Source organism: Lignipirellula cremea, assembly GCF_056501455.1.
In genome coordinates this window covers 5654953-5677392 of record NZ_CM151415.1, presented here as the reverse complement: position 1 = coordinate 5677392, position 22440 = coordinate 5654953, and the positions used below count along the sequence as shown (strand labels likewise).

The window sequence follows — 22440 nt, the reverse complement described above, 5'->3', positions numbered from 1 at the left end:
CCCTTGGCGCCGCAATATTTCCGCTTGATGGACGAAAACCTGGATACAACAAAGGGATTCGATGCGTTTTCGTTTGCGTGGAAGATGGTTCCGAACTCTATGTCGCAGCAGGACGACCGAACGGAATGTCACGTCCTCCGAACGATGCGACTGACTCCGGCGATTTCGATCCCGGTCTGACGGCAGCGCCGCCGGGGGATGGCGCTTCGCATAACGGGCACGTTCTCGCTGCGAACGAGCCGCTCGATCCGCTGGAACGCTACTTCATCGGACCGGAAATCGGTCGCGGCGGCGTGGGGGTCGTGAACGAGGGCTGGGACTCGCTGCTCAATCGCAAGGTGGCGATCAAGCGACTGCTCCCGAAGCACGACCGTAATCGAGAAGTCGTCGGACGATTCCTGAAAGAAGCCCGCATCGGAAGCCGGCTGCAACATCCCGGCATCGTGCCGATCCACGAGGTGGGAACGTCATCCGACGGGCGGCCCTACTTCGTGATGGGTCACGTCCGGGGCGAGTCGTTCGATCGGATCCTCGGGCGCCGGGCGAGCCTGGTCGCCGATCTGTCGCGAATCCTGAGCGTCTACCTTCAGATCTGCGAGACGATGGCGTACGCCCATGAAGAGGGCATCATCCATCGCGACCTGAAGCCCTCGAACGTGATCGTCGGCACCTTCGGAATCGTGAAGGTCGCTGACTGGGGATCGGCGAAGATTCTGGGCGAGCCCGCGGAGAAAGTCGCCGTGAACCGCTTCTGTCCCGCGATGGCGTTGCCCGCGGACGGCGACGCCCGGCTGACGCAGTTCGGAACGGTGTTCGGGACGCCGGCGTATCTTCCGCCGGAGCAGGCCCGCGGCGAGAACGAGCGGATCAGCAAGCGGTCGGACGTTTTCGGCCTGGGGGCGATCCTGTGCGAGATTCTCACCGGGCGTCCGCCCTACGACGGAGCCTACGGCAGCGAGGTCTTCAGGAAAGCCGCCAGCGCGGACACCCAGGAGGTGCTGGCCCGACTCGAGTCGACGCAGGTCGCCGTCGACCTGATCGCGCTGACGCGATGGTGTCTGTCGAAGCGTCCGGAGGATCGACCGGCGGACGCGGCGGAGGTGGTCGAGGTGCTCGATTCCTATCTCCACACCGACCAGCGTCGGGCGGAGAAGGACCTCGTCCGGTTCTTCGACCTGTCGCTCGACCTGTTCTGCATCGCCTCCTACGACGGCTTCTTCCTGCGCGTGAACGAGAACTTCCCGCGCGCGCTGGGGTACAGCGCGACGGAACTCGTCTCGCGACCCTTCATCGACTTCGTCCATCCGGACGATCGGCAGAAGACCGTCGACCAGTGCACGTCGCTCGCCTTCGGCAGCCAGTGCGTGCGGTTCCGCAACCGCTATCGCCGCGCGGACGGTCGCTACCTCTGGTTCGAGTGGAACGCCCAGGCCTGGCCCGAAGACCGCGCCATCTACGCCGTCGCCCGCGACGTCACGAAGCGGATCGAAGCGTTTCCGTGACCTCGTGACCGGGGCGTCGGTTTCCACGCAGTCGAAGCCCTTTGCGACCGCCCTCCCGGCGCTCACCGGCGAATGGCGAATCCCGGCAATCATGTTCGCGGCGCCGTCACAGAACGGGTCGCTCGATCGTCCTTGCTGCTGAAAGACGAGGCAGCAGCCTCGCGAGGGGGAGTCTCCAACGCGAAGGAACGATCATGATTCGCGGTCCGATCAAACTGGCTTTGGGAATCGGCGTCGGCATCGCGATCGGAGCCGGCGTCATGGCGGCGGCTCCCCATCACGAAGACGGCGAATCGGTGAAGGTCCTTTCGACCGCCGAGATCGTGGAGAAGCTCGACGGCAAGGAGGCCGCCGTGACGGTCGTCGAGGTGACGATCGGACCGGGAGAAGCCGGACTTCCGCATCGCCATCCCGGCCCGGGATTCGTGTACGTTGCCGAAGGAGAATACGAACTCGGCATCGACGATCAGCCGACGAAGACGTTCCGCGCGGGCGAGACCTTCTACGAACCGACCGGGTGCCTGCACCGCGTGTCGAAGAATCCTTCCTCCGAGGGCAAGACCCGGCTGATCGCGTTCGTGCTCCATCCCCGCGGCGAGAAGGAAATCGCCGTGCCGGAGAAGGCGGAGCCTTGAGGCCGCGGAGCGTTCGTGTCGCGGTTCCTCTTCGTGAAGCGGGTGAGGGCGTCATGGCGGAAGGGCTGGACGAGTTTCGACCGCGGATGATGTCGATCGCTTACCGCATGCTGGGGAGCGTCGCCGATGCCGAGGACGCCGTGCAGGACGCCTTTCTGCGACTGCAGACGGCCGAGCACGTGACGTCGCCCGAGGGGTTCCTCGTCCGCGCGACGACCCGGCTCTGTATCGATCGGCTGCGGACCCGACGCCGCACGACGTACATCGGCCCCTGGGTGCCTGAGCCGGTCGAAACGCACGGCGAAACGTCGGACTTCGCGGAGTCGCTGACCCAGGCGTTTCTGCTCCTGCTGGAACGCCTGTCGCCGAATGAGCGGGCGGCCCTGCTCCTGCGGACGGTGTTCGATTACGAGTACGCCGAGATCGGCGAGTTCCTCGGCAAATCCGAAGCGAGCGTCCGGCAGATGGTCAGCCGGGCCCGCCGGCGGCTGGGACTCGAGGAGACTCGCTTCCGCGCGGATGCCGAGCGGGCGAGCCGATTGGCCGAACAGTTCGTCGCCGCCTGCAGGGCAGGGGACCTGGCGGCGATCGAAGGGATGCTGGCCGAGGATGCGGAGATCCGTTCCGACGGCGGAGGCAAGGCGTTCGCCGCGCGGGTCGTCATCAGCGGACCGACCCGCTCAGCCCGGTTCCTCGCCGGCGTCTTTCGCAAGCACAAGAACAGCCGCATGACCCCGACCTCGGTGAACGGCGAGCCGGGGCTCCTGTTCGCTGACGAGGAGAAGATCCTGGCCATCTTCTCGTTTCACGTTCACGAACGCGTGCATGCGGTCTACGTCATGCGGAACCCTGACAAGCTGACCCGCTGGTCGAAAGTGGACGTCGAATGACCCAGACGAGCGACCCTTCCGATACCGCCGATCGCGGCGCGTTCCCTTACGAACGACGGGTCATGCTCGCCGGCTCGTTCGTGCGCCTGGCGCTGGCCGCGGCGTTTCTCTCGGCGGTCGCCGACCGGTTCGGAATCTGGGGCCCGCCGGGCGCCGAGGGCGTCGCATGGGGGAGCGTGCCGAAGTACGAGGAGTACGTCGCGCTGCTGAACTGGTTCCTTCCGCCGTCGCTGATTTCGCCCGTCGGCTGGGCGGCGACGATCGCCGAAGTGGTCCTCGCGATCGGCCTGATCGCGGGCTGGCGCCTGCGATGGTTCGCGCTCGCCGCGGGATTGCTGCTGACGACGTTCGCGCTCGCGATGTTCGGCGCGCTCGGTCCCAAGCCGCCGCTCGATTACTCCGTCCTATCGGCAGCCGGCGCCGCGTTCCTGCTGGCCGCCGTGAGTCGGAACTCGCGTCCTGTCGAGGCTCCGTCAGACTCGCTTTCGCATTGAACGTTTCGGTCGATCCTTCCCGCAATCGCGGGACCTATTTCAGGAGAGAAGATATGAAGATCCTGGTCATCGGCGGCACCGGTCTGATCGGCAGGCAAGTCGTCGCTCGTTTGCGCGAGCAGGGCCATGAAGCCGTCGCGGCGTCGCCGTCATCGGGCGTGAACGCCGTCACGGGCGAAGGCCTGGCCCAGGCGATGGCCGGCGTGCAGGTCGTCGTCGACGTATCGAACTCCCCCTCGTTCGAAGATGGGGCGGTCCTGAACTTCTTCCAATCATCGACGGCCAACCTGCTTCAGGCGGAAGCGGCGGCCGGCGTCGGCCATCATGTCGCTCTCTCGGTCGTCGGCGCCGACCGCATTCCCGACAGCGGCTACATGCGGGCGAAAGTCGCGCAGGAGAACCTGATCGCCAGCGGCGGCGTCCCCTTCACGATCGTGCGTGCGACGCAGTTCTTCGAATTCGTGGGCGCCATCGCCGAGGGAAGCTTCGACGGCGCCGCGATTCGTCTCCCCTCCGCGATGATGCAGCCGATCGCGTCAGCCGACGTCGCAACCGCGCTGGCCGACGTCGCGCTCGCCGATCCGGCGAACGGCATCGTCGATCTGGCCGGGCCCGAGCCGATCCGGATGGACGACCTCGCGCGGCGCTATCTCGCGGCGAAGCTCGATTCCCGCCCCGTCGCGACCGACTCCTCCGCCCGCTACTTCGGCGCCGCGGTCGACGATCGCTCGCTCGTTCCCGGCGGCGAGAAGCGCCTCGGCGCCGCGAAGTTCGAGGATTGGTTGAACTCGGCGCAAGCTTAGTTCTCCGTATCAGACGGGCGGAGTCGGCCGACGAGAACGTACTGTTCCAGCGGAGTTGCCAAGAGTTGCCCGGCGGACTCGGGAAGCAGTCAACGCCGCGTAAGGCAACTTCTTGCCTACGCGGCGTAATTCTCCGCCGCCTGAACGGAGCTTGCGAGTTCCGTCATAAAGCACTTGCTTCAATGGCGGATGACTCTGCGCAATCAGATCTCCAATAGACGCGGGTGCCGTGCGATCGCCTATTAGCAGGCGCATATGACCAGTCTCTAGAGTCGATTTGGTCAGAAAGCAGAGCGACAGGCCACTCCAAGCCTTTGCAGTCAGGGATTCGACGAGGTCGCTGGGAATCGCGTCGACATTTACGGCTAGCACTACCAAGCTCGCACGACATGCTGCGGCGACGTTGATCAGGTCGGAAATCTGCTGGTGCGACTTATCCCACTCAGCACGAGCCTGTCGCTCGTTACTTGGGATACTCTTGCACTCGCAAAGCACCAGATGGCCATCGCAGCTCGCAGCGATATCGATATCGCCTCGCTTCTCGCCGAAGGCATACTTGATGCCCGGCACCCACTGAAAGCCGCGACTCGTCAATTCCTTAAGAAGCCGACCCGTTTGTGCGACCGTAGTCAGGCCCTGTCCTAACGCGAGCGCAACATTCTCCTTTACCCTGTACGCCATGAAAACCGAAGGAGACGAGGGGATCACCGCCCCGCAGTTTGAGCAGGAAGCCGACTCGCTAAGGCGCAGTTCAGATACGAACGAATGGCGACCGCAGGTCGCACACGGTCCGAGCTTTGCGAAGATATCAATGACGTCTTGTCTCTGCCACATGTCTAGGAAGCCACGAACCGACCCGTCTCCGTGTCCCGTCTCAGCAGACTGATAAGCGAATCGCTTGCGTACAATGTCGGCCTCAGTTGGCGAGAACCGATCGAGCATCGGTTCGATCCACTTCACGGTATCAGTGATGACTCCTTCTCCAAGGCGGCACTCTCGCAGGATTTCGCTGTACATCCGCGGTTGTCGTGACAGATATCGAAGGATTTCTCCACTCTTGCCGCTCAAAGCATTGGCACATGCGTCGAGGCTATTGAATCGCTGGATCGCGGGCTCATAGAGGTTTCGCTTCTCGTCGAAGCTCGGGACAATGCTTGCATCACGAAGAAGTGAGCAAATTACTTCTTCATCGGACGGAATCGAGATGTCAAATAGTTTGTCACTCGACCAGCACCTCACGTTGATGCAGTCCGGCCCCTCCCCGACCCGGGGAAGGCTGTAAGCCCCGAGGCTGGGAGGTGAGGGCAAATTGAGCAGCCTGTGCATCGAGGTTCGCCGAGGAAGTCGAATGTCTTTAAACGAACGGCGACTTCCAACCGCTCCAACGATGTCGACGAATGATGAACGTGGTGCGCCCGCCTCACCGAATTCCTCGAACTCTGGCGGCTTAAACGTCGCTCGACTTCCCTGAATTCGCACGCCTTGCGTGTGTTCCGATTGATAAAAGATTGGCGAGGTAAAATATTTCGTCGCGGCGAAGTCAACGAAGCGAATATTGTGCGCTCTGAGGTTGCTAAGCAGTCGACGCGATAGCGCGATGCCTTCGCTCGCCTTCATGCCGACAGAGATAAGATTGCAGTAATTAAAACTCGACCGGCGTTCCCGGATCGCGTTCAGCCAGTCGCTTATAGCTCGAATAACGTCAGGCTTCTGGAGCTGAAATGCTGGCACAGGTATAATCCAGCTGTCGCGAGTGGCACCGTAGCGGGAGCGAAGATTCCAAAACAGGGCTAGGTCCTCGATCGGTTGTCGCACCACTACAATTGTTGGCTCGGAACTGAAGGCGTTTGGACAGAAGGAAGTTAGCTTAAGCATCGTGCATTCGATCCACGACATCCGGTTCCAGCGTATGTCTTGCGAGTGCTGACGAATTAGGTCCGCGAAGGTCGATTCCTTGGCAAAAGAGGAGAACTTGCCTTCCACAAAGGCTTCAGCCACTGGATCCGAGTTTCCAAAGAGCGCGGCACCGCAGGCCGAGACCAACGACTCGTGCTTAAACTCGCGAGCGATGAGAGTTCTGCACTTGTCCGCGTGTATGTGCTGCTCGCGACGCAAGTGGGTTAGCAGTCCGTTGATTTCCCTGTTCGCGAGAGCCTGAGCGTTCAAAAGGTCGCTGAGCGTCGAGGCATCAGGAGCGGGAGCCGGACGGCGACCGAGATGCTTAAGATCGCTCGATGCGATCCGACGGCGAAATCAGCGAAGCTGGAGAGCCCAAACGCGGCGGAAAGCGCTGCTCCCAGTTCTCCGAACTGTTTCGGCTTACCGGCGCCGAGGAGTTGGCGCAGGATCCGTCCCAAGTTGTAAGCGACGGCGGCGACGAGGTAGCGCTTGCGGATCTTGGCCAGCCCGCGAAGCCAGGTTCTCCTGCCGCCGCCCGTTTCGAGCACGTGCGCGAACGTCCGCTCGACCTTCTCGCTTCGTAGACGCTGCAGCCTGCGACCGCGACGTCCGCGCGCGTTCCGGCGATTGCGACGATAGGCCGCCTGACGACTCGGCGGCTTGCGTTTTCGCTTCCGAGACTTCGCTCGCTTCGGCTGCGGAATATACGTCCGCACGTGCGTCTCGTGCTGCAGCCGGTCGAGCGACTCTTCGCTGTGATAGCCCTTGTCCGCCGCGACCTCTTCCACGTCGCAGCCCGTGCCCGCCTCGCGCAGGTTCGTTCGCGCGGCGTTCACGGTATCTTCGATCGTCCGGCAGTCGCCGGCGGTCCCTTCGTAGACTTCCGCCGCGACGATCACGTCCGTCTCCAGATCGACGGCGTGTTCGACCTTGTACTTGAGATGCGTGCGACCGTCCTTCATCTTCCCGATCCGAGCGTCGGGATCGTGCGGATTGACCCACTCGTCGTTGGAGACCTTCTTGTCCTTCCGCTTCCTGTCGAAGCGGCGCAGCTCCTCGTCGTCCGGGTCGCTTACGCCCGTTTCGGCTTCGTAGAGCTTGCGAACGTACTCCTGCCAGTCGTCGCCGTTCTCCCGGCGGACGATCGACTTCATCGAAGCGTTCGCTTCGAGATCGCTGGCGTCGACGCCGAGCGTTTTGCCCTTGAGCAGACCCTTCTCGTGGCAGAGGCCGAGAACCAGGTCGAACGCGAGCTGATGGATCTCCAGCGGCAGCCGGTTTCGCGTCAGCGTGAGCGTCGAATGGTCCGGCGTCTCCTCGCCGGGACCGAAGCCCAGGAAACGGGCCAGCGAGCGACTGTCGTCGCAGCGCCAGGCGATGCCGCGCTGGCTGTCGATCCCCTCGAAGTAACCGATGAACAGCATCCGGAAGTAGACGCCCGGCGCCAGGCTCTTTCGCCCCGTCGTTTCGTAGTACGGAGCGGCCGCCTCTTCGAGCCGTCCGTCGAATTCGATCTCGGCCAGCAGCCCGTTCAGACGGTCGTAGAAGACGTTTCGCGGACCGCTCCCCAGCTTGTCCGTCGGAACCCAGAACGTCCCCTGCGTCTCCCGCTTCCGCTTGCCCAAGCCCATCGCGATTCCTCCCCCGCGTCGAGATCACGCGAGGATAGCGCAGGCAGGGCGAAAATCAACGGGCTGTTAGCGGATAAAAGACGTGCGGAAGGTCGAGAACGTAGGCCTCGCTAGGACGTCGCGCCAGCTCAGAAGTGAGCCGCATGTAGCTCCTCGGCTGGCAGACCCTCTCCGCGATCGACGCCCAGTAGTGATCGTCGATGTCTTTCCCAAAGACGTAGTCAGGCCGATACGCCGTAAGAAGAGCTTCTGCGTCGGGAGAGGTCTGTGCGCTATTTGCGGGAACAATCCAGTGATAGGCGCCGCCCCACAGCCGGCTCGAAAAGGTAATTGCCTCCAGCAAGCTTCGCAGCGGCGATCGCTTGTTGATGACTAAGGCGACACGAGGAGGTCGGACTCGCATCAAGACGTCGAGCGTATCCATTGCGGCTACAGGGGGTACGCGAGCGTTACTCGAACATCGCTCCGCCCGTCCCGAAACCTGCGGGCATCGTCAGCTTGAGATGCTGGAAGGCTTTCAGGCCGGCGACGCGACCGCGGGGGGTGCGGGTGATGTACTCGGAGCGGAGCAGGAAGGGCTCGACGTCGTCGGAGAGCGTGTCGGGCGACGTATTCATCGTGTGGGCGATCGCTTCCACGCCCGCAGGTCCGCCGCCGAAAGAGCGGATCAGCGTCTCGAGATAGCGCCGGTCCTGCCGGTCGAGGCCGATCTCGTCCACGCCCGACATCTTCAGCGCGGCGAGCGTCACGGCCAGGTTGATCCGCCCGTCGGCCTCGCTCTGGGCGTAGTCGCGGATCCAGTAGAGATGCGTGTTGGCGATGCGGGGCGTGCCGCGCGCCCGGCGAGCGACCTCTTCCGCCGCCGCGTCGTCGATGGGGATCTGCAGCTTCTTCGCGTTGCGAAGGACGATCTCCTTCAGATCCGGGACGTCATAGAACTCCAGGTGCTCCCGGATGTGAAAGCGGTCGCGGAGCGGGCCCGACAGCATGCCGGCGCGGGTGGTCGCGCCGATCAGCGTGAAGGGCTTCAGCGGCATGTTGATCGTGCGGGCGCTGATCCCCTCGCCGATCACGAAGTCGATCCGGAAATCCTCCATCGCGGTGTAGAGGTATTCCTCGACCGCTCGCGGGATGCGATGGATTTCATCGATGAACAGGACCGACCGCTCGCCCGCGTTGGTCAGGTAGGGGACCAGATCGCGCGGCGCTTTGAGCACCGGGCCGCTGGTGAGCTGGACCTCGACGCCCATCTCCCGCGGGATGCAGGTCGCGAACGTCGTTTTGCCCAGACCGGGCGGCCCGTCGAGCAGGACGTGGCCGAGCGCGTCGCCCCGCTTGGTCGCGGCATTGACGGCGATCTCCAGCCGTTCGCAGACGGATCGCTGGCCCACCACCTCGGCCAGTCGTTGCGGACGCAGAACGCCGTCGGGCTCGTTTTCCTGAATCGCCGGCGCCGTCGTCGGCGCGGCGAGCACGCTCGCAGCGGAAAGGATCTTTTCCCGGGCCATCTCGCTCCCTCGCGGTCGTACCGTCCGTCAATCGGGGGCCAGGGGCTTCGTCGCGCAGAAGCCCTCCTCCGCCGACGCCTGCACAGGCGCTCCCGAAGCCTCCATCGTATCGCCGGCCCCGGAAACGGGATAGTTCAGGGCGTTCGGGCGACTTCTCAACTCTTCGCTTCCGACATCGGAGTGGCAGGATTCAACCGCGGAGCGCGAACTGTACCGCAATCATCGCGTGTGCCAGAAGCGACAGCCCCCACATCGCAAGGGGGGCGTAGTGCATCCAGGGGAAGCGTTCGCCGTTCGAGCGTTCGCGAGAGTAGATGCCGATTAAATACGCGAGCCAGCCGAGGCCGGCGAACCCCAAGACGAACATCGAAATCACGGAAGCCAGAAAGGCGACTCCGTCGATCAGATCGACCGGGCCGACCGCGACGAGAGCCGCCCACTGGATCGCGTACAGTCCCGCCGGCACGAGGTACGTCCCGAAGAGGAACGCTCCGGCGAGCAGCGCGAAACGCCACGGCGATTGCGGCGACGTCTGTCCCGCGCCGTAGAACATCGCCGCGGCAGGCAGGGCGACCCCTGCGCAGTCGATCGCCAGGTTGAACGAGTCGATCGCGGGAAGGCCGAGCCCCAGGCGAGACCAGATCGCGAAGAACAGGTCGACAGCCGCGAAGTAGACGACCATCGTGCCGAGGCCGAGCGCGACGTACTGGCCGGGTCCCTGCGGCTGCTGCTCTCGAAGGATCGTGCGCAGCGTGCGGTACGAAGCGCACACGGCGACGGACCCGCCGAGCGCCCGCAACGCCGCCTCGACGTACGCGAACGGCCCGGCGAAGTAGCCGACGTTCGTCAGGACGGCGAATTCCAGAAGGAACAGCAGGACGGCGACGATCGCGATCTCGATCGCGAGCTGGCGGAAATCGATTCCTTCATCGTCTGCGATGCCGTTCGCCGCGTTCTCCTCATCGACGCAGGCCCGATGGAGCTCGGCCCGCAGTCGATCGAACCGGCGACTCGTTTCGGTCGCTCCGTCGCCTGCCTCCAGCGCGAAATCGCTGAACGAGTCGTTGTGCGCGTACAACGAGAGCAGGCTTTTGCGCACTCCCGACGGCGACTGATCGTAGCGAGCGAGCAGGTCCGCCAGCACGCCGGACCACCGCGGCTCGTTCGCTTCCGCGAGCAGCGCCTGCGTCTCGAACAGTTTCGCCCGAAAGGAATACTTCATCGTCCGAAAGTTTTTGCGCGGCCCATTCACCCCGTCCCGTGTTCCCGTTCGTAGATCGTCTTGAGGAGTTCATCGACGTCCTTGAACTTCTTCTTGCCGGCGAGGGCGCCGTCGATCAGCTTGCGGGCTTCGGATTCGGAGTGGCCGAGCGTGAGGAGGATCTGGAACGTGTCGGCCAGCACGTCGGGCTGGATATCGCTGGCGGCGCGGGAGTCTTCGCGACCGACGAGGAGGGCGAACTTCGGCATCTTGCGCCTGAGCTTCGCGACGACCCGCTCCGCCGTCGCGGGTCCCACGCCGGGGAGCGAAGCGAGCAGCTTGGCGTCCTGTTCCTCGATCGCGATCGCGATGTCGCGGACGGGGCGGACCATCGCCCGGAGCGCCTTCTTCACGCCGACGCCGTCGACCGAGCAGAAGAGTTCGAAGAACTCCTTCTCCGCCGGGTTCAGGAAGCCGACCAGCCGGGGGACCAGCTTGCCGCCCGACGCGGCGTTCCCATCCAGGTAATGCAGCGTGTGGAGTTCGACGACGTTGCCGATCTCCCCCTGCAAGTGCCGCCGGGCGTTCTCGCTGATGAAGACTTCGTATTGAAACGGGGGCACTTCGAGGAACGCGAACTCTTCCTCGACGCGAACCAGTTTGCCGGAGATGCGAGAGATCACGGAGGGCTTTCGGCGGTATGTGTTATCTGAGCGGGGGGTGTAAACCCCCCGAGTCCGAATCTTGCGTTGGGCCGAAGACTCGGGGGATTTACGTGCCCCGCTCAGGAGAGACTTCACTTCGTCGGCGTTTCGACTTCGTCCGGCTCGTCTTCGTTCGCCCCACTTCCGCCCAGAAAGAAGTGACAGAGCGCGATCGCCAGGGCATCCGCGACGTCGGCGGGCTCGGGCGCCTGGGCCAGACCGAACTCCCGCGCGATGGCCCGCTGCATCTGCGACTTGTCCGCGCGACCGCCGCCGGTGAGGGTCTTCTTGACCTGGGCCGGGGCGTAGGAGAAGACGGGCACGTCATGCTTCGCCGCGGCGAGACAGATCACGCCCCGCGCGTGGCCCATCAGGATCGCGGTGCGCGGAATCTCGTAGTGGCTGAAGAGCTGCTCGATCGCGACCGCGACGGGGCGGATCTCGGTCAGGGCTTCGGACAGGCTGTCGTACAGTTCCAGCAGCCGTCGCTCGATCGGCTTTCGCGCCGAACCGGGTCGCAGGACGCCCGCTTCCAGCAGCGTCGCCTTGCCGGCCTGAATTTCGATTGCGCCGTAACCGGTGATGTTGAGACCGGGGTCGATGCCGACGATCCGGGCGCCGTCCGCGAACTTGGCCTTCAGGCTGAACGTCGTGCTCGGTTTACCGGTAGCCTTGCCAGTCGTCATGCCAGTTCTACCGGTCGTCATGCTCGCGTTTCCTGTCGCTACGCACCCTGTCGCCAGACGGTGCCTTCCTTGCGATCTTCCAGGGTGACGCCGAGGCTGGTCAGCCGGTCGCGGATCATGTCCGCCATCTGGAAGTTCTTCGTCTGCCGCGCGACCTGGCGCAGATCGATCAGCAGCGTCATCAGGTCGTCGGTCATGCCCGAGTCGGCGCTGGACGCCTTCGCCGGCGCGGCGCGGAAGATGCCCAGGATGCCGGTCAGTTCGCGGAGCGCGACGCAGGCCCGTTCAAACGCGGCCTTGTCTTCGGACTTAGCGGTCGGCTCTTCCAGCTTCTTCTCGTCGATCGACCGGTTCAGCAGGCGGACCAGGTCGAACAGCTCGCTGGTCGCGGCGCCCGTGTTGAAGTCGTCGTCCATCTTGTCGAGGAAGCGCTCGCGGACCACTGCGACTTCGTCGGTCAGCTTGTGCTTGCCCTTCTCGATCTCGCCCGCCTTGCGGGTCTGGTGGAGGGGCAGGTCGTAGAACGACTTGCCCAGGATCCGCTCGACCCGCTCGAACAGGCGATAGAAGGTCTCCAGCGACGTCCCCGCGTCGACCAGTTCCTTGTCGTCGAAGACGATCGTGCTGCGGTAGTGCGTGCGAAGCAGGAAGAAGCGGATCTTCTCCGCCCCCTCCTTGGCGACCAGTTCGGCGAGACCGCCCGCCCCCTTAGAGCGGCTGATCTTCTCTTCCTTCGCCTGCTCCGGATTGTCGATGTCGCCGGCGCCCGGTTCTCGATCGGACTTGCCGCCGATCTTGCCCGCGGCGGACTTCCGCATCAGGCCGTTGTGCATCCAGTACTTCACCATCGGCTTGCCGTGACAGCATTCCGACTGGGCGATCTCGTTCTCGTGATGCGGGAAGAGCAGGTCGAGCCCGCCGCCGTGGACGTCGAACGTTTCGCCGAGCAGGGCGCTCGCCATCGCGGAGCATTCGATATGCCAGCCGGGGCGACCCTTGCCCCAGGGGCTGTCCCACGAAGGCTCGCCCGGCTTGGCCGCCTTCCAGAGAGCGAAGTCGCCCGAGTTGCGCTTCTTCGACGCGGCTTCGCCCCCTTCGCCCTGCTGGCTTTCGGCGGAGCGGTTGGAGAGCTTGCCGTAGTCGTCGTCCTTCGTGACGTCGAAGAAGACGTCGCCCTCGACGGGGTAGGCGAAGCCCCGCTCGATCAGGCTTTCGATCATCTTGACGATGCCGCCGATGTGCTCGGTCGCCTTCGGCATCTTGTCGATGCCGTCCACGCCCAGCGAGGCGAGGTTCTTCAGGTAGTCCTTGGTCATCTCCTCCGCGACGGCGGCCATCGTGATGCCGCGGCGGTTCGATTCGGCGATGAGCTTGTCGTCGACGTCGGTGATGTTGACGACCCAGGTGACGTCGTAACCCGAGTGAACGAGGTAGCGCTTAACCGTGTCGAAGATCACCGGCCCCACCATGTGGCCGATGTGCGATTCCTTGTAGACCGTCGGACCGCAGAGATAGATCCCGACCTTGCCCGGATTGACGGGTTCGAAGGTCTCTTTGTTGCGGGTCAGCGTGTTGTAGATGCGGATCGACATGGATAACGACCGGGGAAGCGTCTCGGTAGGAGAAGGGAAATCCGTTTCGGGGCAGGGCAGGGGGCCGTCGGAGAGCGAAGCGAACGGTCGAGTTCAGGCGTCGTCTTCCGTGACCCGTTCGAGGAGCGCGACGCAGTGAACGTCGATCGACTCGCCTCGACCGATGGTCCCGACCTCTTCGCCCGTCTTGCCCTTGAGGTTGATCTGTTCGGGTTCGACGCCGAGAACTTCGGCGATGCGACGGCGGATGGCGTCCTTGTACGGCGAGATCTTCGGCGCCTGCGCCAGGACGACGATGTCCAGGTTGACGAGGTTCCATCCGCTGGAGCGGACCGACTGCCATGCGAGGGAGAGCATCTCCGCCGAGTCGCGGCGAAGGTTTCGCGCGTCGTCGTTGGGAAACAGTTCCCCGATATCGCCCAGCCCGGCAGCTCCCAGCACGGCGTCGGTGACTGCATGCAGCAGCACGTCCGCGTCGGAGTGACCGATCAGAACGCGATCGAAAGCGACTTCGACCCCGCCCAGCAGCAGAGGATTTTCGCCAGGTCCCAGGCGATGTCGGTCATAGCCCAGGCCGATGCGGATCTGTCGGCGAGAACTCAGGATCGTCCTCCGTGAACGAACGGGCGAAGCGACGCCGAATCCCGGCGTTCTCCGAGGAGAGCGGACGGACCCTGGGCGCCAATTGGGCCGCATTCTAGCGGCGCTGGCGAAGCGGAACAATCGCGATCCTTGCCGCAGATCGCCCAGTTTGGCGACGCGGTCGCGACGGCTTAGCCGTCGGGATCGTCGAGCAATTGTTGCAGACGGTCGCGAAGCGAGGGCGGAACGCGATCGAGCCAGGTTTCGTCGATGAGGCCGACCGAGATCATATCCACAATGTGCGTCTGGTCGTGACGACGGTAAGACGTGAGTTTCATCCGCACGAGCGCTTCCAGCGGCAGAGTACGCCCGCCGGGCATGGCGGCGTACGGTTCAACGTCAGGCGCCGGTTCCGCGTAGTTCGGTCGTACCTTCTCTCCTGCGAACACGACGTGCACAGCGTCGCGAGGACTAGCATCGGGCCCGTCCAAAAACATATCCACGTCCTGCACGACGCGATGGCGGAAACCGACAGCTTCAAGCGCCGCTTTGGCCGATTTGAAATCGCGACGCCGGATCGCGACGTCGACGTCCTTCGTGTTGCGAACCGCGGCCTCGTCGATCTGCGCGACCCAGAACTGCACGGCGTTCCCGCCGACCACGGCATAGGGGACGCCGGCGGACTCCAAAGCGCCGGCAGCCCGGAGCATGCGATCCTTGACTTTCTCCACGGCTCGCTCGATTCGTGCCCACAGGGCGTCGCCGGAGAATCGGATTTCGACCATCGCTGAATCGTCGTCCCGAGGAATCGATATTTCGCGATTGTAACCAATAGCGATTCGCAGCGACGAACTCCGAGGATTCGCGCCCTCCGCTCGCCAGGAGGTTTGCCGGATACAATGAGCCGGTTATGGCGATCATCGAAATCGAGAATCTCGTTAAGACCTACCAGGTCTACCAGAAGCGCGAGGGGCTCTGGGCCTCGCTGGAAGGCCTCTGGAAGCGCGAGATGCGAACGGTCGAGGCGGTCCGCGGCATCGACCTGACCGTGGAAGAGGGCGAGTTCGTCGCCTTCCTCGGGCCCAACGGCGCCGGCAAGACGACGACGCTGAAGCTCCTCTCCGGCGTGATCACCCCGACGTCGGGAACCGCCCGGGTGATGGGGCACGTTCCGTGGAAGCGGGAGAACGAGTACCGCCGGCGGTTCGCCTTGGTGATGGGGCAGAAGAACCAGCTCTGGTGGGACCTGCCGGCTCAGGAGTCGTTTCGCCTCCACCAGCAGATTTATCGCATCGAGAAGGGGCAGTTCGAAAAGACGCTTGACGAGTTGACCGAGCTGCTCGACACGAAGCGCCTGCTCAAGCAGCCCGTCCGGGAGCTGTCGCTGGGCGAGCGAATGAAGATGGAGCTGACCGCGGCGCTGCTCCATTCGCCCGAGGTGCTGTTCCTGGACGAGCCGACGATCGGCCTCGACGTAGTCGCCCAGCACAACATCCAGCACTTCCTGAAGGCCTACCAGCGGATCCGCAAGATCACGATCCTGCTGACGAGCCACTACATGAAGGACGTCGCCGCCCTTTGCCAGCGGGCGGTGATCATCGCGCAGGGCCGGATTCAGTACGACGGATCGCTCTCCGGGATCGTCGACCAGTTCAGCTCGTCAAAGGTGGTGACGCTGCAATTCGCCGGCGACTCGCTGCCCGAGGATCTGGCCTCCTACGGCGAAGTCCTCGACGCTCATCCGCCGAAGGCCAAGCTGAAGATCGAGCGGACGCTGGTGACGAAAGTCCTGGCCGACCTGTTCGCGAAGTACGCGGTCGAGGACGTCTCGGTCGAGGATCCGCCGCTGGAAGAGGTCATCGCCGCGCTGTTCGCGCAGGTGAACCCGCCGGAGGAGAAGAGCGGAACGAAGTCGGCGGTAGCGGTGGCGAGTTAAGTCGTTCCTGATCGAGACAAGAACCTTGTTCGCCGCCGCTTTGAATTCTGCGACTACCTGGTGGACCGTGATGCGAATCGCTCTGGGAGAGCGGCTCGTCTATCGCGGCGATTTCATGATCGGGACGCTGATGCGGTTCCTCCCGATCGTGACCCAGATCTTTCTCTGGTGGGCCATCTACTCGGCGATCGGGCACGGCAACGCCGAAGGAACGCGGATCGAGAACTTCGGCTATCAGGAGATCGTCGCCTACTTCCTGCTGACGATGGTGGGCCGGGCGTTCTCCAGCATGCCGGGGCTATCGTCGGGCATCGCCAGGCAGGTTCGCGACGGCGAGATCAAGAAGTACCTGGTGCAGCCGATCGACTTCATCAGTTTTCTGTTCGCGTCGCGGGTGGCGCATAAGATCGCCTACTACGCGATCGCGGTCTTGCCCTTCGCGCTGGTCTTCTTCCTCTGCCGCGACTTCTTCCCGGACGGCTTTCCGCCGCTGCACATCTTCGCGGCGTTCTGCCTGTCGTGCGTGCTGGGCTTCCTGTTGGGGTTCTATCTGGAAACCTGCCTCGGACTCGTCTCCTTCTGGTTCCTGGAGATCAGTTCGCTGCTGTTCGTCTACATGCTGTTTTCGTTCTTCCTGTCGGGCCATATGTTCCCGCTCGACTTCCTGCCCGAGCCGTGGGTCACGATCGTGTCGGCGCTGCCGTTTCAGTACCTCGCGTACTTTCCGGCAGCCGTATTCCTGGGGAAGATCGAAGGGACCGAGCTCGCGATCGGTCTGGCCGTCGAGGGGGCGTGGGTCGTCGGCCTGTTCGCGCTTTCGCGCGTCCTCTACGCCCGGGGCCTCCAGCGCTACAGCGGATACGGAGGCTGACCCATGGACGGCGAAACTCTTAGTCCGCGAGTGCGGCCCGCCTATCTGGCGATCTGGCTGACGTTCGCGCGGAACAGCCTGGTGCGGGATCTGACGTTCCGCGCCAACTTCCTGATCCAGTGCGTCTCGTCGTTGTCGTGGACGATGATGAACGTCGGCTTCTACCTGATCGTCTTCTCGGTCACCGACCGGATCGGCGTCGACACGGGCTGGGGACGGTGGGAGTTCTTCGTCTTCCTGGCGACGACCATGCTGGTCAACAGCGCCGTCGAAACGTTCTTCATGCCCAATGCGGAGGAGTTCAGCGAACTGATCCGCACGGGCGGGCTCGACTTCGCCCTGCTGAAGCCCGTCGATACCCAGTTCCTGATCTCGCTCCGGAAAATGGAATGGTCGAGCCTGACCAACGGCGCCGTGGGGCTCGCGCTGCTCGGCGTGTCGCTCTATCAGCTTTCATATCCACGAGAGCCCGCGCCGTCCGTCGTCGCGGCGGCCGTCGCAGCGGAAGAGCCTAGAAGCCAGGCGCAGGCCGCGCTAGCTCAGGCCGACCTCTCGCCCACGACGACCGAGCGGAAGAAGGCGCTGCACGTCGGGCCGGTGCAGGTCCTGCTGTACGTCGCGTTTCTGGCCTGCGGCGTGGCGATCATGTACAGCCTGACGATCGCGCTCGCGGCCACGAGCATCTGGCTGGGGCGGAACCAGAACCTGTATGACTTCTGGTTCTACATCACGAACTTCTCGCGGTACCCGATGGAAATCTACTGGCGCGGCTGGGGCGTTCCGCTCTCGGCGACGCTGACGTTTCTGATCCCGGTGCTGCTGGTGGTGAACGTCCCCGCCCGGGTGCTCGCCCGGCCCCTGCATCCGCAGGCATGGTGGGAGATTCCGCTGATGCTCTTCGCTCTGCTCGCCGCGCCCGCCTGCCTGTTCGCCTCCCGGCAGATCTTCAAAGCGGCTCTGCGAAGTTATCGCAGCGCGAGCAGTTGAGCCTGACAGCGATGAACGACCTCGCTTTTCCGCTCGTCGTTTCGGTCGTCTATCTATCGCTTATTTTGCTCTCGGTCTGCGTCTTCGCTTTCTGGCTTTCGTTTCGAGGAAGGGTCAGCGCGCTCGTTGCCGCTCAGGTCTTTTTCGCACTTCATTTTCTATTCCTGAAGTGGCAAAGCCTAAGCTGGCTGGCGATCTTCGCTGTTTTGCCGGCGTTGTGTCTAGGAGCGTCTCTGACGCCTTTCGTGCCGGTCGACCAAGTTTTTCCATCTCAAGAGCCGCTGGATCGGATCGGGCTCGTCATATCGCTTTGCTTTCTGTTCGGCTTCGTCTGCAACTCCGTCATCTTTGGGGTCGCGACGGGCTTCGTGTCCGATTTCGTGCGTCGACGGCGACGACGCACGGCGGTCGCAACGGAGCGCCAGGAACCGGACGGCTCGAATTAGCCGTCCTTCAGGCGCTCTCCCCCCTCAGATAGAATCGACGCGGTCGGCGGAATCGGATGCCGCCGACTGAACAGGTTCACCGGGCGGAAGAAAGCGATTCGATGGCGAAGGCGAAACTCGCGACGGCAGGCGGATCGACGGGCAGTCGCGAGACGAGCGGGAGGGCGCTCGAGTCGTCGAAAGAGGCTGCCGCGGCCCAGGCGCCGATCTGGATCGAGTACCTCCGCCTGCTCAGGGCGCCGAACGTCTTCACCGCTGTCGCCGACGTGACGATGGGTTACGTCGCGGTGACCGCCGGTAACGTGCAGCTCCCGACGCTGGCGATTCTGATCGCGGCGTCGGCCCTGCTCTACATGGCCGGCATGGTTCTGAACGACGTGTTCGACGTCGAGATCGATCGGAAGGAACGCCCGCAGCGCCCGTTGCCTTCGGAGAAGATTCCGCTCGGCGTCGCGACGCGTCTCGGCTGGGGGCTGCTCGCGGGAGGCGTCGTTCTGGCGGTCGTCGCCGGGGCCTTCGCGATGCCTGACGAAGTCACGGGGCAGGGCTCTCTGTTCTGGAGGCCCGGCCTGATCGGCATTCTGCTGGCCGGGGCGATCGTGCTGTACGACCGCTTCGCGAAGGCGACGGTCGCCGGTCCGCTGGTCATGGGGTCATGCCGGCTCCTGAACGTGCTGCTCGGGATGAGCGTCGCGGCGCCCTTTCCGGGGATGTCGCTGCTCGCGCTCGGATTCGACGCGGCGCAGTGGACGATCGCGCTGGGGATCGGGACCTACATCGTCGGTCTGACCTGCTTCGCGCGGACCGAAGCGGAGAATCCGTCCAAGGCCTGGATGATCCTGGGAACGGTCATCATGGCCATCGGGGTCTTCTTCCTGGCATGGTGGCCGCGGTACGCCCCGTTCGATATGCCGCTGAGGATCAGCTACGACTACCTGCTGCCCGGGCTGCTTCTGGTGATCTCCGCCTTCGCGGTCTTCGGGGAGTGCGTTCGGGCGATTCGTCATCCGAAGCCGGAAATCGTGCAGTACGCGGTGAAGTGGTCGATTCTGGCGCTGATCCTGTTCGACGCGACGCTCGTACTCGCCCTGGGCACGCCGACGCAGGCGGCAGGGGTGGCCGCGCTTTACGTCGCCGCGCTGCTGGTCGGAACGGCCGTCTATTCCACCTGATCGAATCGAAGGCTCGTACAAGACTGTTCCCGGCGGGCGCCGAGTCGGCCCTCGCCCGAGCGAACGCACGCACGAGCTGCCTTCGCGACCGATCGATCCTTGAGGAACTCCCCTGATGACGCGACCTGTCGTTTATCTCACGCTTCCGGGTCTGGCCGCGGATGACGTCAACCGGATGCCCGCGCTGTCGGCCCACGTCAGCGCTTCCCGCACTCGGGTCGAGCACACGTTCCCCTGCGTCACCTGGCCCGTACAGGCGGCGATGCTGACAGGGGAAGGGCCCAGCGAAAGCGGCGTCGTCGCCAACGGCTTCTACTGGCGCGATACCGACGAAGTCGAGATGTGGACCGCGTGGAACGACAAGATCGAGCGTCCGCAGATCTGGGAGATGCTGCGCGGCGGGGAGAAGGGCTTCAGCAGCGCCGCCTGGTTCCCGATGCTCAGCAAGGGCTCCCGGGCGGACGTCATCTGCATGCCGGCGCCGGTGCATAATCCCGACGGCAGCGAGTCGCCCTGGTGCTATTCCCAGCCCCAGGCGCTCTACGGGCAACTGCTCGAAAAGCTGGGCCACTTCCCCCTGGTGAACTTCTGGGGGCCGCTGGCGAACATCAAGTCGTCGCAGTGGATCGCCGACTCGGCGATCGTCGCGATGGAAACGTTCCGGCCCGACTTCTTCTATATCTATCTGCCGCATCTCGATTACGCGGCCCAGAAGTACGGCCCGGACAGTCCGGAATCCGACGCGGCGGTGCAGGAACTGGACGCGCTGCTGGCCAACTGGTTCCCGGCGGTGACGCAGGCGTACGGCGACCGTCGACCGATCTTCGTCGCGCAGAGCGAGTACGCGATCGTCCCGGTCGACCACGTCACCTATCCCAACCGGATCCTGCGCAAGCTGGGCCTGCTGACGCTGAAGGAGACCGACGGCCAGGAGGAGATCGACCGCCGGGCGTCGAAGGCCTGGGCGCTGGCCGATCACCAGTTCTCGCACATCTTCGTGAAGGACGCCGATCCGACGGTCATCGCGACGATCAAGCAGGAACTGGAGGCGACCGAGGGCTTCGCCGAAGTCCTCGCGCTCGGGGAGCGGAAGAAGTACGCCATGGATCATCCCCGGTCGGGCGAGATCGTCGCGATCTCGACGCCGAACTCCTGGCAGGCGTATTACTGGTGGGAGGCCGACGACAAGGCGCCGGCCTACGCCCGAACGGTCGACATCCACAAGAAGCCGGGTTACGACCCCGTGGAACTCTTCTTCGACGCCGCGACGAAGAGCGTGCCGCTCGACGCGACGCTGGTGAAGGGTTCCCACGGCGCGCCCGCCGTCAGCGACGAGCAGCGCGGCGTGCTGCTCTGCTCCGAGGCGTCGTGGTTCCCCGAAACCTCGATCCCCGACCAGGGCATCGGCCTGCGGATCGTGCAGAAGATGGACGGGAAGGGGTAGTCAGGAGACGCTTTCCTGAAGACCGCTTACTTCACCCGCTCGTAAGTGATCATGGCGTTGCCGTTCTTCGCGTCGGCGGCGAACTCGGCGGGAGGGTTCGCCGGATCCTTGCCGCCGCAGATCTGGAGCTTGTCTCCCTCGATGCGGAAGATGACGGTCGACTTGCCGCGCTTGGCCGCCGAGGGGTTCGCGACCAGGGCGCCGTCGATCGTCATCCGGGCGGGGGCGACGCTCTCATCAACGGTGTAGGGGACCTCGCCCGCCGGTTTGCCTTCGAGCGTGACGACGACCTTCCCGTCGCCGAACTGCATCAGTCCCGGCATGATCTGGGCGACGACGGGGGCGGGCATCGTCTGGCCTCCCATCTGCGCCTCGACCGCCTTCCACTTCCCGGTCTTCAGCTGCGCGAGCTGGCTCTCCGGCTGCGCGTTCGGCTGCTGAACGAACGTCGCGGGCGGAACGCTAGGCGTTGTCGCTGGCTCGACGATCGGGCCGAGGACGGGAAAGCTGAGCAGGAACAGGCTGAAGAATCCGACGGTCATGATTCGCCCTACGCGTCAAAGGGTTAGCGAACGCCAAACTTCGCCATGGTTGTAAACGATCCCGAGGCGGCGGGCGAAGCGAAATCTCGCTGCCTGCCGGAACGCTCCTCGGACTCCCGCGGATCGTACGAAAAAGCGTCCCGCGGCGGAGTCGCTGCGGGACGCTTTCGGTTCGGTCGACTTATCGAAGCGGACGCCTACTTCTTCAGCACGACGTCCTTGAACTGCACCACCATGGGCGGACCCTGGTGGAGTTGCAGGGCGAGGATGCCTTCCTTCGCGGCCTTGTCCGACTGGTTGTCGGTGACGTCGACGGTGACGTGGCCGTTGATCTTCTGGACGAGGTGATTGCCCTTCACGGTCACGCTGTAGTCGTTCCAGTCGTGCTCCTTGATCGAGCCGAGAACCTCTTCGTCGCTGGCCGTCTTGCCGACGACTTCCTTGGCGCCGTCGGCGCCGATGACGACCTTCTGCCCGCGCTGGGCCAGGATGCCGCGTCCGCGCTCTTCGTACAGGATGCCGATGTGCTTGGTGCCGTCTTCGATGTCGGCCTGGTAGCCGGCGACGACGAAGTCATCGCTTTCCTTGCTGCGGTACTGAATGCCGGAGTTGCCGCCGACGATCTTGAACTTGAGATGCAGTTCGAAGTCGCCGACCTTGCCGCCGCGCCAGATCAGGAACGTGTTCTGGCTGAGCGGATTGTCGGCGGTCGTCGTGCCGGTGATCGCGCCGTCCTTGACCGACCAGTAGCCTTCCTTCCCTTCCCAGCCTTCGAGCGTCTTGCCGTCGAACAGCGCGACGCCCTCGCCCGAGGCGGCCTTTTCTTCGGCGTGCGCGGTAAGGCCCAGCGAGGCGCCGACGACGAGTCCGGCGGCGAGGAATCCGAATGCAGCGGTGCGAATCATACGAGTCTCC

General features: G+C 64.1%; 23 protein-coding genes. 11 read left to right on the top strand and 12 right to left on the bottom strand.

What is annotated here, in order from left to right; all coding sequences use genetic code 11:
• Positions 1–125: 125 nt before the first annotated feature.
• From SH602x_RS22290 to SH602x_RS22270, 5 genes are all read left to right on the top strand, one after another.
• On the top strand, positions 126–1502 hold the full coding sequence (locus tag SH602x_RS22290; RefSeq protein ID WP_479474380.1) for a protein kinase domain-containing protein: 1377 nt from the start codon (positions 126–128) through the stop codon (positions 1500–1502).
• 194 nt (positions 1503–1696) lie between these two features.
• On the top strand, positions 1697–2137 hold the full coding sequence (locus tag SH602x_RS22285; protein ID WP_479474379.1) for a cupin domain-containing protein: 441 nt from the start codon (positions 1697–1699) through the stop codon (positions 2135–2137).
• A gap of 53 nt (positions 2138–2190) precedes the next feature.
• A complete protein-coding gene (gene sigJ / locus SH602x_RS22280) occupies positions 2191–3027 on the top strand; it encodes an RNA polymerase sigma factor SigJ (RefSeq protein WP_479474378.1) in 837 nt (278 codons plus the stop codon).
• Positions 3024–3521 (top strand): DoxX family protein, encoded by a 498-nt coding sequence (locus tag SH602x_RS22275; protein WP_479474377.1) that lies wholly within the window; start codon positions 3024–3026, stop codon positions 3519–3521. Before sigJ ends, SH602x_RS22275 begins: the two co-directional genes overlap by 4 nt.
• A 53-nt stretch (positions 3522–3574) precedes the next feature.
• Positions 3575–4324, top strand: coding sequence for an SDR family oxidoreductase (locus SH602x_RS22270; RefSeq protein ID WP_479474376.1), 750 nt, complete (start codon positions 3575–3577; stop codon positions 4322–4324).
• A gap of 9 nt (positions 4325–4333) precedes the next feature.
• Here the strand turns inward: SH602x_RS22270 and SH602x_RS22265 are convergent, their stop codons facing one another.
• From SH602x_RS22265 to SH602x_RS22220, 10 genes are all read right to left on the bottom strand, one after another.
• Positions 4334–6322 carry a hypothetical protein gene (locus SH602x_RS22265; RefSeq protein WP_479474375.1) on the bottom strand — a complete coding sequence of 663 codons (1989 nt, stop codon included), beginning with the start codon at positions 6320–6322 and terminating at the stop codon, positions 4334–4336.
• A 164-nt stretch (positions 6323–6486) separates the two neighbouring features.
• A complete protein-coding gene (locus tag SH602x_RS22260; protein WP_479472661.1) occupies positions 6487–7854 on the bottom strand; it encodes a transposase in 1368 nt (455 codons plus the stop codon).
• A 55-nt stretch (positions 7855–7909) separates the two neighbouring features.
• The gene (locus SH602x_RS22255) at positions 7910–8278 is read right to left on the bottom strand and encodes a hypothetical protein (RefSeq protein ID WP_479474374.1); all 369 of its coding nucleotides are present in this window, start codon (positions 8276–8278) and stop codon (positions 7910–7912) included.
• A gap of 25 nt (positions 8279–8303) precedes the next feature.
• Positions 8304–9362, bottom strand: a complete 1059-nt coding sequence (gene ruvB, locus SH602x_RS22250) for a Holliday junction branch migration DNA helicase RuvB (RefSeq protein ID WP_479474373.1) — start codon at positions 9360–9362, stop codon at positions 8304–8306.
• A 190-nt stretch (positions 9363–9552) separates the two neighbouring features.
• Complete coding sequence (locus SH602x_RS22245; RefSeq protein ID WP_479474372.1) at positions 9553–10584, bottom strand: hypothetical protein; 1032 nt, start codon at positions 10582–10584, stop codon at positions 9553–9555.
• A gap of 26 nt (positions 10585–10610) precedes the next feature.
• Positions 10611–11246, bottom strand: coding sequence for a Holliday junction branch migration protein RuvA (gene ruvA / locus SH602x_RS22240; RefSeq protein ID WP_479474371.1), 636 nt, complete (start codon positions 11244–11246; stop codon positions 10611–10613).
• Positions 11247–11359: 113 nt separating this feature from the next.
• Positions 11360–11953: a crossover junction endodeoxyribonuclease RuvC gene (ruvC, locus tag SH602x_RS22235; RefSeq protein WP_479474370.1), complete on the bottom strand. Its 594-nt coding sequence runs from the start codon at positions 11951–11953 to the stop codon at positions 11360–11362.
• Between the two features lie 38 nt (positions 11954–11991).
• A complete protein-coding gene (gene cysS, locus SH602x_RS22230; RefSeq protein WP_479474369.1) occupies positions 11992–13545 on the bottom strand; it encodes a cysteine--tRNA ligase in 1554 nt (517 codons plus the stop codon).
• A 93-nt stretch (positions 13546–13638) separates the two neighbouring features.
• Complete coding sequence (ispF, locus tag SH602x_RS22225) at positions 13639–14241, bottom strand: 2-C-methyl-D-erythritol 2,4-cyclodiphosphate synthase (RefSeq protein WP_479477132.1); 603 nt, start codon at positions 14239–14241, stop codon at positions 13639–13641.
• Between the two features lie 77 nt (positions 14242–14318).
• On the bottom strand, positions 14319–14912 hold the full coding sequence (locus SH602x_RS22220; protein ID WP_479474368.1) for a hypothetical protein: 594 nt from the start codon (positions 14910–14912) through the stop codon (positions 14319–14321).
• 125 nt (positions 14913–15037) lie between these two features.
• Here SH602x_RS22220 and SH602x_RS22215 point away from each other — a divergent pair, with 125 nt between their 5' ends.
• From SH602x_RS22215 to SH602x_RS22190, 6 genes are all read left to right on the top strand, one after another.
• On the top strand, positions 15038–16063 hold the full coding sequence (locus tag SH602x_RS22215; protein ID WP_479474367.1) for an ABC transporter ATP-binding protein: 1026 nt from the start codon (positions 15038–15040) through the stop codon (positions 16061–16063).
• A gap of 70 nt (positions 16064–16133) precedes the next feature.
• A complete protein-coding gene (locus SH602x_RS22210) occupies positions 16134–16934 on the top strand; it encodes an ABC transporter permease (RefSeq protein ID WP_479477131.1) in 801 nt (266 codons plus the stop codon).
• Between the two features lie 3 nt (positions 16935–16937).
• Positions 16938–17921, top strand: coding sequence for an ABC transporter permease (locus SH602x_RS22205; RefSeq protein ID WP_479474366.1), 984 nt, complete (start codon positions 16938–16940; stop codon positions 17919–17921).
• 11 nt (positions 17922–17932) lie between these two features.
• Positions 17933–18367 carry a hypothetical protein gene (locus SH602x_RS22200; RefSeq protein WP_479474365.1) on the top strand — a complete coding sequence of 145 codons (435 nt, stop codon included), beginning with the start codon at positions 17933–17935 and terminating at the stop codon, positions 18365–18367.
• A gap of 56 nt (positions 18368–18423) precedes the next feature.
• The gene (locus SH602x_RS22195) at positions 18424–19539 is read left to right on the top strand and encodes a UbiA family prenyltransferase (RefSeq protein WP_479474364.1); all 1116 of its coding nucleotides are present in this window, start codon (positions 18424–18426) and stop codon (positions 19537–19539) included.
• 115 nt (positions 19540–19654) lie between these two features.
• Complete coding sequence (locus tag SH602x_RS22190; protein ID WP_479474363.1) at positions 19655–20983, top strand: alkaline phosphatase family protein; 1329 nt, start codon at positions 19655–19657, stop codon at positions 20981–20983.
• 26 nt (positions 20984–21009) lie between these two features.
• Here SH602x_RS22190 and SH602x_RS22185 read toward each other — a convergent pair whose 3' ends face one another.
• Together SH602x_RS22185 and SH602x_RS22180 are read right to left on the bottom strand one after the other, a co-directional pair.
• Complete coding sequence (locus SH602x_RS22185; protein ID WP_479474362.1) at positions 21010–21525, bottom strand: TIGR03067 domain-containing protein; 516 nt, start codon at positions 21523–21525, stop codon at positions 21010–21012.
• A gap of 197 nt (positions 21526–21722) precedes the next feature.
• Complete coding sequence (locus SH602x_RS22180) at positions 21723–22430, bottom strand: 3-keto-disaccharide hydrolase (RefSeq protein ID WP_479474361.1); 708 nt, start codon at positions 22428–22430, stop codon at positions 21723–21725.
• Positions 22431–22440: the final 10 nt, after the last annotated feature.

Coding starts and splice junctions, on each gene's coding strand:
- SH602x_RS22290 (WP_479474380.1), top strand. CDS start 126: ATGTCACGTCCTCCGAACGATGCGACTGACTCCGGCGATTTCGATCCC.
- SH602x_RS22285 (WP_479474379.1), top strand. CDS start 1,697: ATGATTCGCGGTCCGATCAAACTGGCTTTGGGAATCGGCGTCGGCATC.
- sigJ (WP_479474378.1), top strand. CDS start 2,191: ATGGCGGAAGGGCTGGACGAGTTTCGACCGCGGATGATGTCGATCGCT.
- SH602x_RS22275 (WP_479474377.1), top strand. CDS start 3,024: ATGACCCAGACGAGCGACCCTTCCGATACCGCCGATCGCGGCGCGTTC.
- SH602x_RS22270 (WP_479474376.1), top strand. CDS start 3,575: ATGAAGATCCTGGTCATCGGCGGCACCGGTCTGATCGGCAGGCAAGTC.
- SH602x_RS22260 (WP_479472661.1), bottom strand. CDS start 7,854: ATGGGCTTGGGCAAGCGGAAGCGGGAGACGCAGGGGACGTTCTGGGTT.
- SH602x_RS22255 (WP_479474374.1), bottom strand. CDS start 8,278: ATGGATACGCTCGACGTCTTGATGCGAGTCCGACCTCCTCGTGTCGCC.
- ruvB (WP_479474373.1), bottom strand. CDS start 9,362: ATGGCCCGGGAAAAGATCCTTTCCGCTGCGAGCGTGCTCGCCGCGCCG.
- SH602x_RS22245 (WP_479474372.1), bottom strand. CDS start 10,584: ATGAAGTATTCCTTTCGGGCGAAACTGTTCGAGACGCAGGCGCTGCTC.
- ruvC (WP_479474370.1), bottom strand. CDS start 11,953: ATGACGACTGGCAAGGCTACCGGTAAACCGAGCACGACGTTCAGCCTG.
- cysS (WP_479474369.1), bottom strand. CDS start 13,545: ATGTCGATCCGCATCTACAACACGCTGACCCGCAACAAAGAGACCTTC.
- ispF (WP_479477132.1), bottom strand. CDS start 14,241: ATGCGGCCCAATTGGCGCCCAGGGTCCGTCCGCTCTCCTCGGAGAACG.
- SH602x_RS22220 (WP_479474368.1), bottom strand. CDS start 14,912: ATGGTCGAAATCCGATTCTCCGGCGACGCCCTGTGGGCACGAATCGAG.
- SH602x_RS22215 (WP_479474367.1), top strand. CDS start 15,038: ATGGCGATCATCGAAATCGAGAATCTCGTTAAGACCTACCAGGTCTAC.
- SH602x_RS22210 (WP_479477131.1), top strand. CDS start 16,134: ATGCGAATCGCTCTGGGAGAGCGGCTCGTCTATCGCGGCGATTTCATG.
- SH602x_RS22205 (WP_479474366.1), top strand. CDS start 16,938: ATGGACGGCGAAACTCTTAGTCCGCGAGTGCGGCCCGCCTATCTGGCG.
- SH602x_RS22200 (WP_479474365.1), top strand. CDS start 17,933: ATGAACGACCTCGCTTTTCCGCTCGTCGTTTCGGTCGTCTATCTATCG.
- SH602x_RS22195 (WP_479474364.1), top strand. CDS start 18,424: ATGCCGCCGACTGAACAGGTTCACCGGGCGGAAGAAAGCGATTCGATG.
- SH602x_RS22190 (WP_479474363.1), top strand. CDS start 19,655: ATGACGCGACCTGTCGTTTATCTCACGCTTCCGGGTCTGGCCGCGGAT.
- SH602x_RS22185 (WP_479474362.1), bottom strand. CDS start 21,525: ATGACCGTCGGATTCTTCAGCCTGTTCCTGCTCAGCTTTCCCGTCCTC.
- SH602x_RS22180 (WP_479474361.1), bottom strand. CDS start 22,430: ATGATTCGCACCGCTGCATTCGGATTCCTCGCCGCCGGACTCGTCGTC.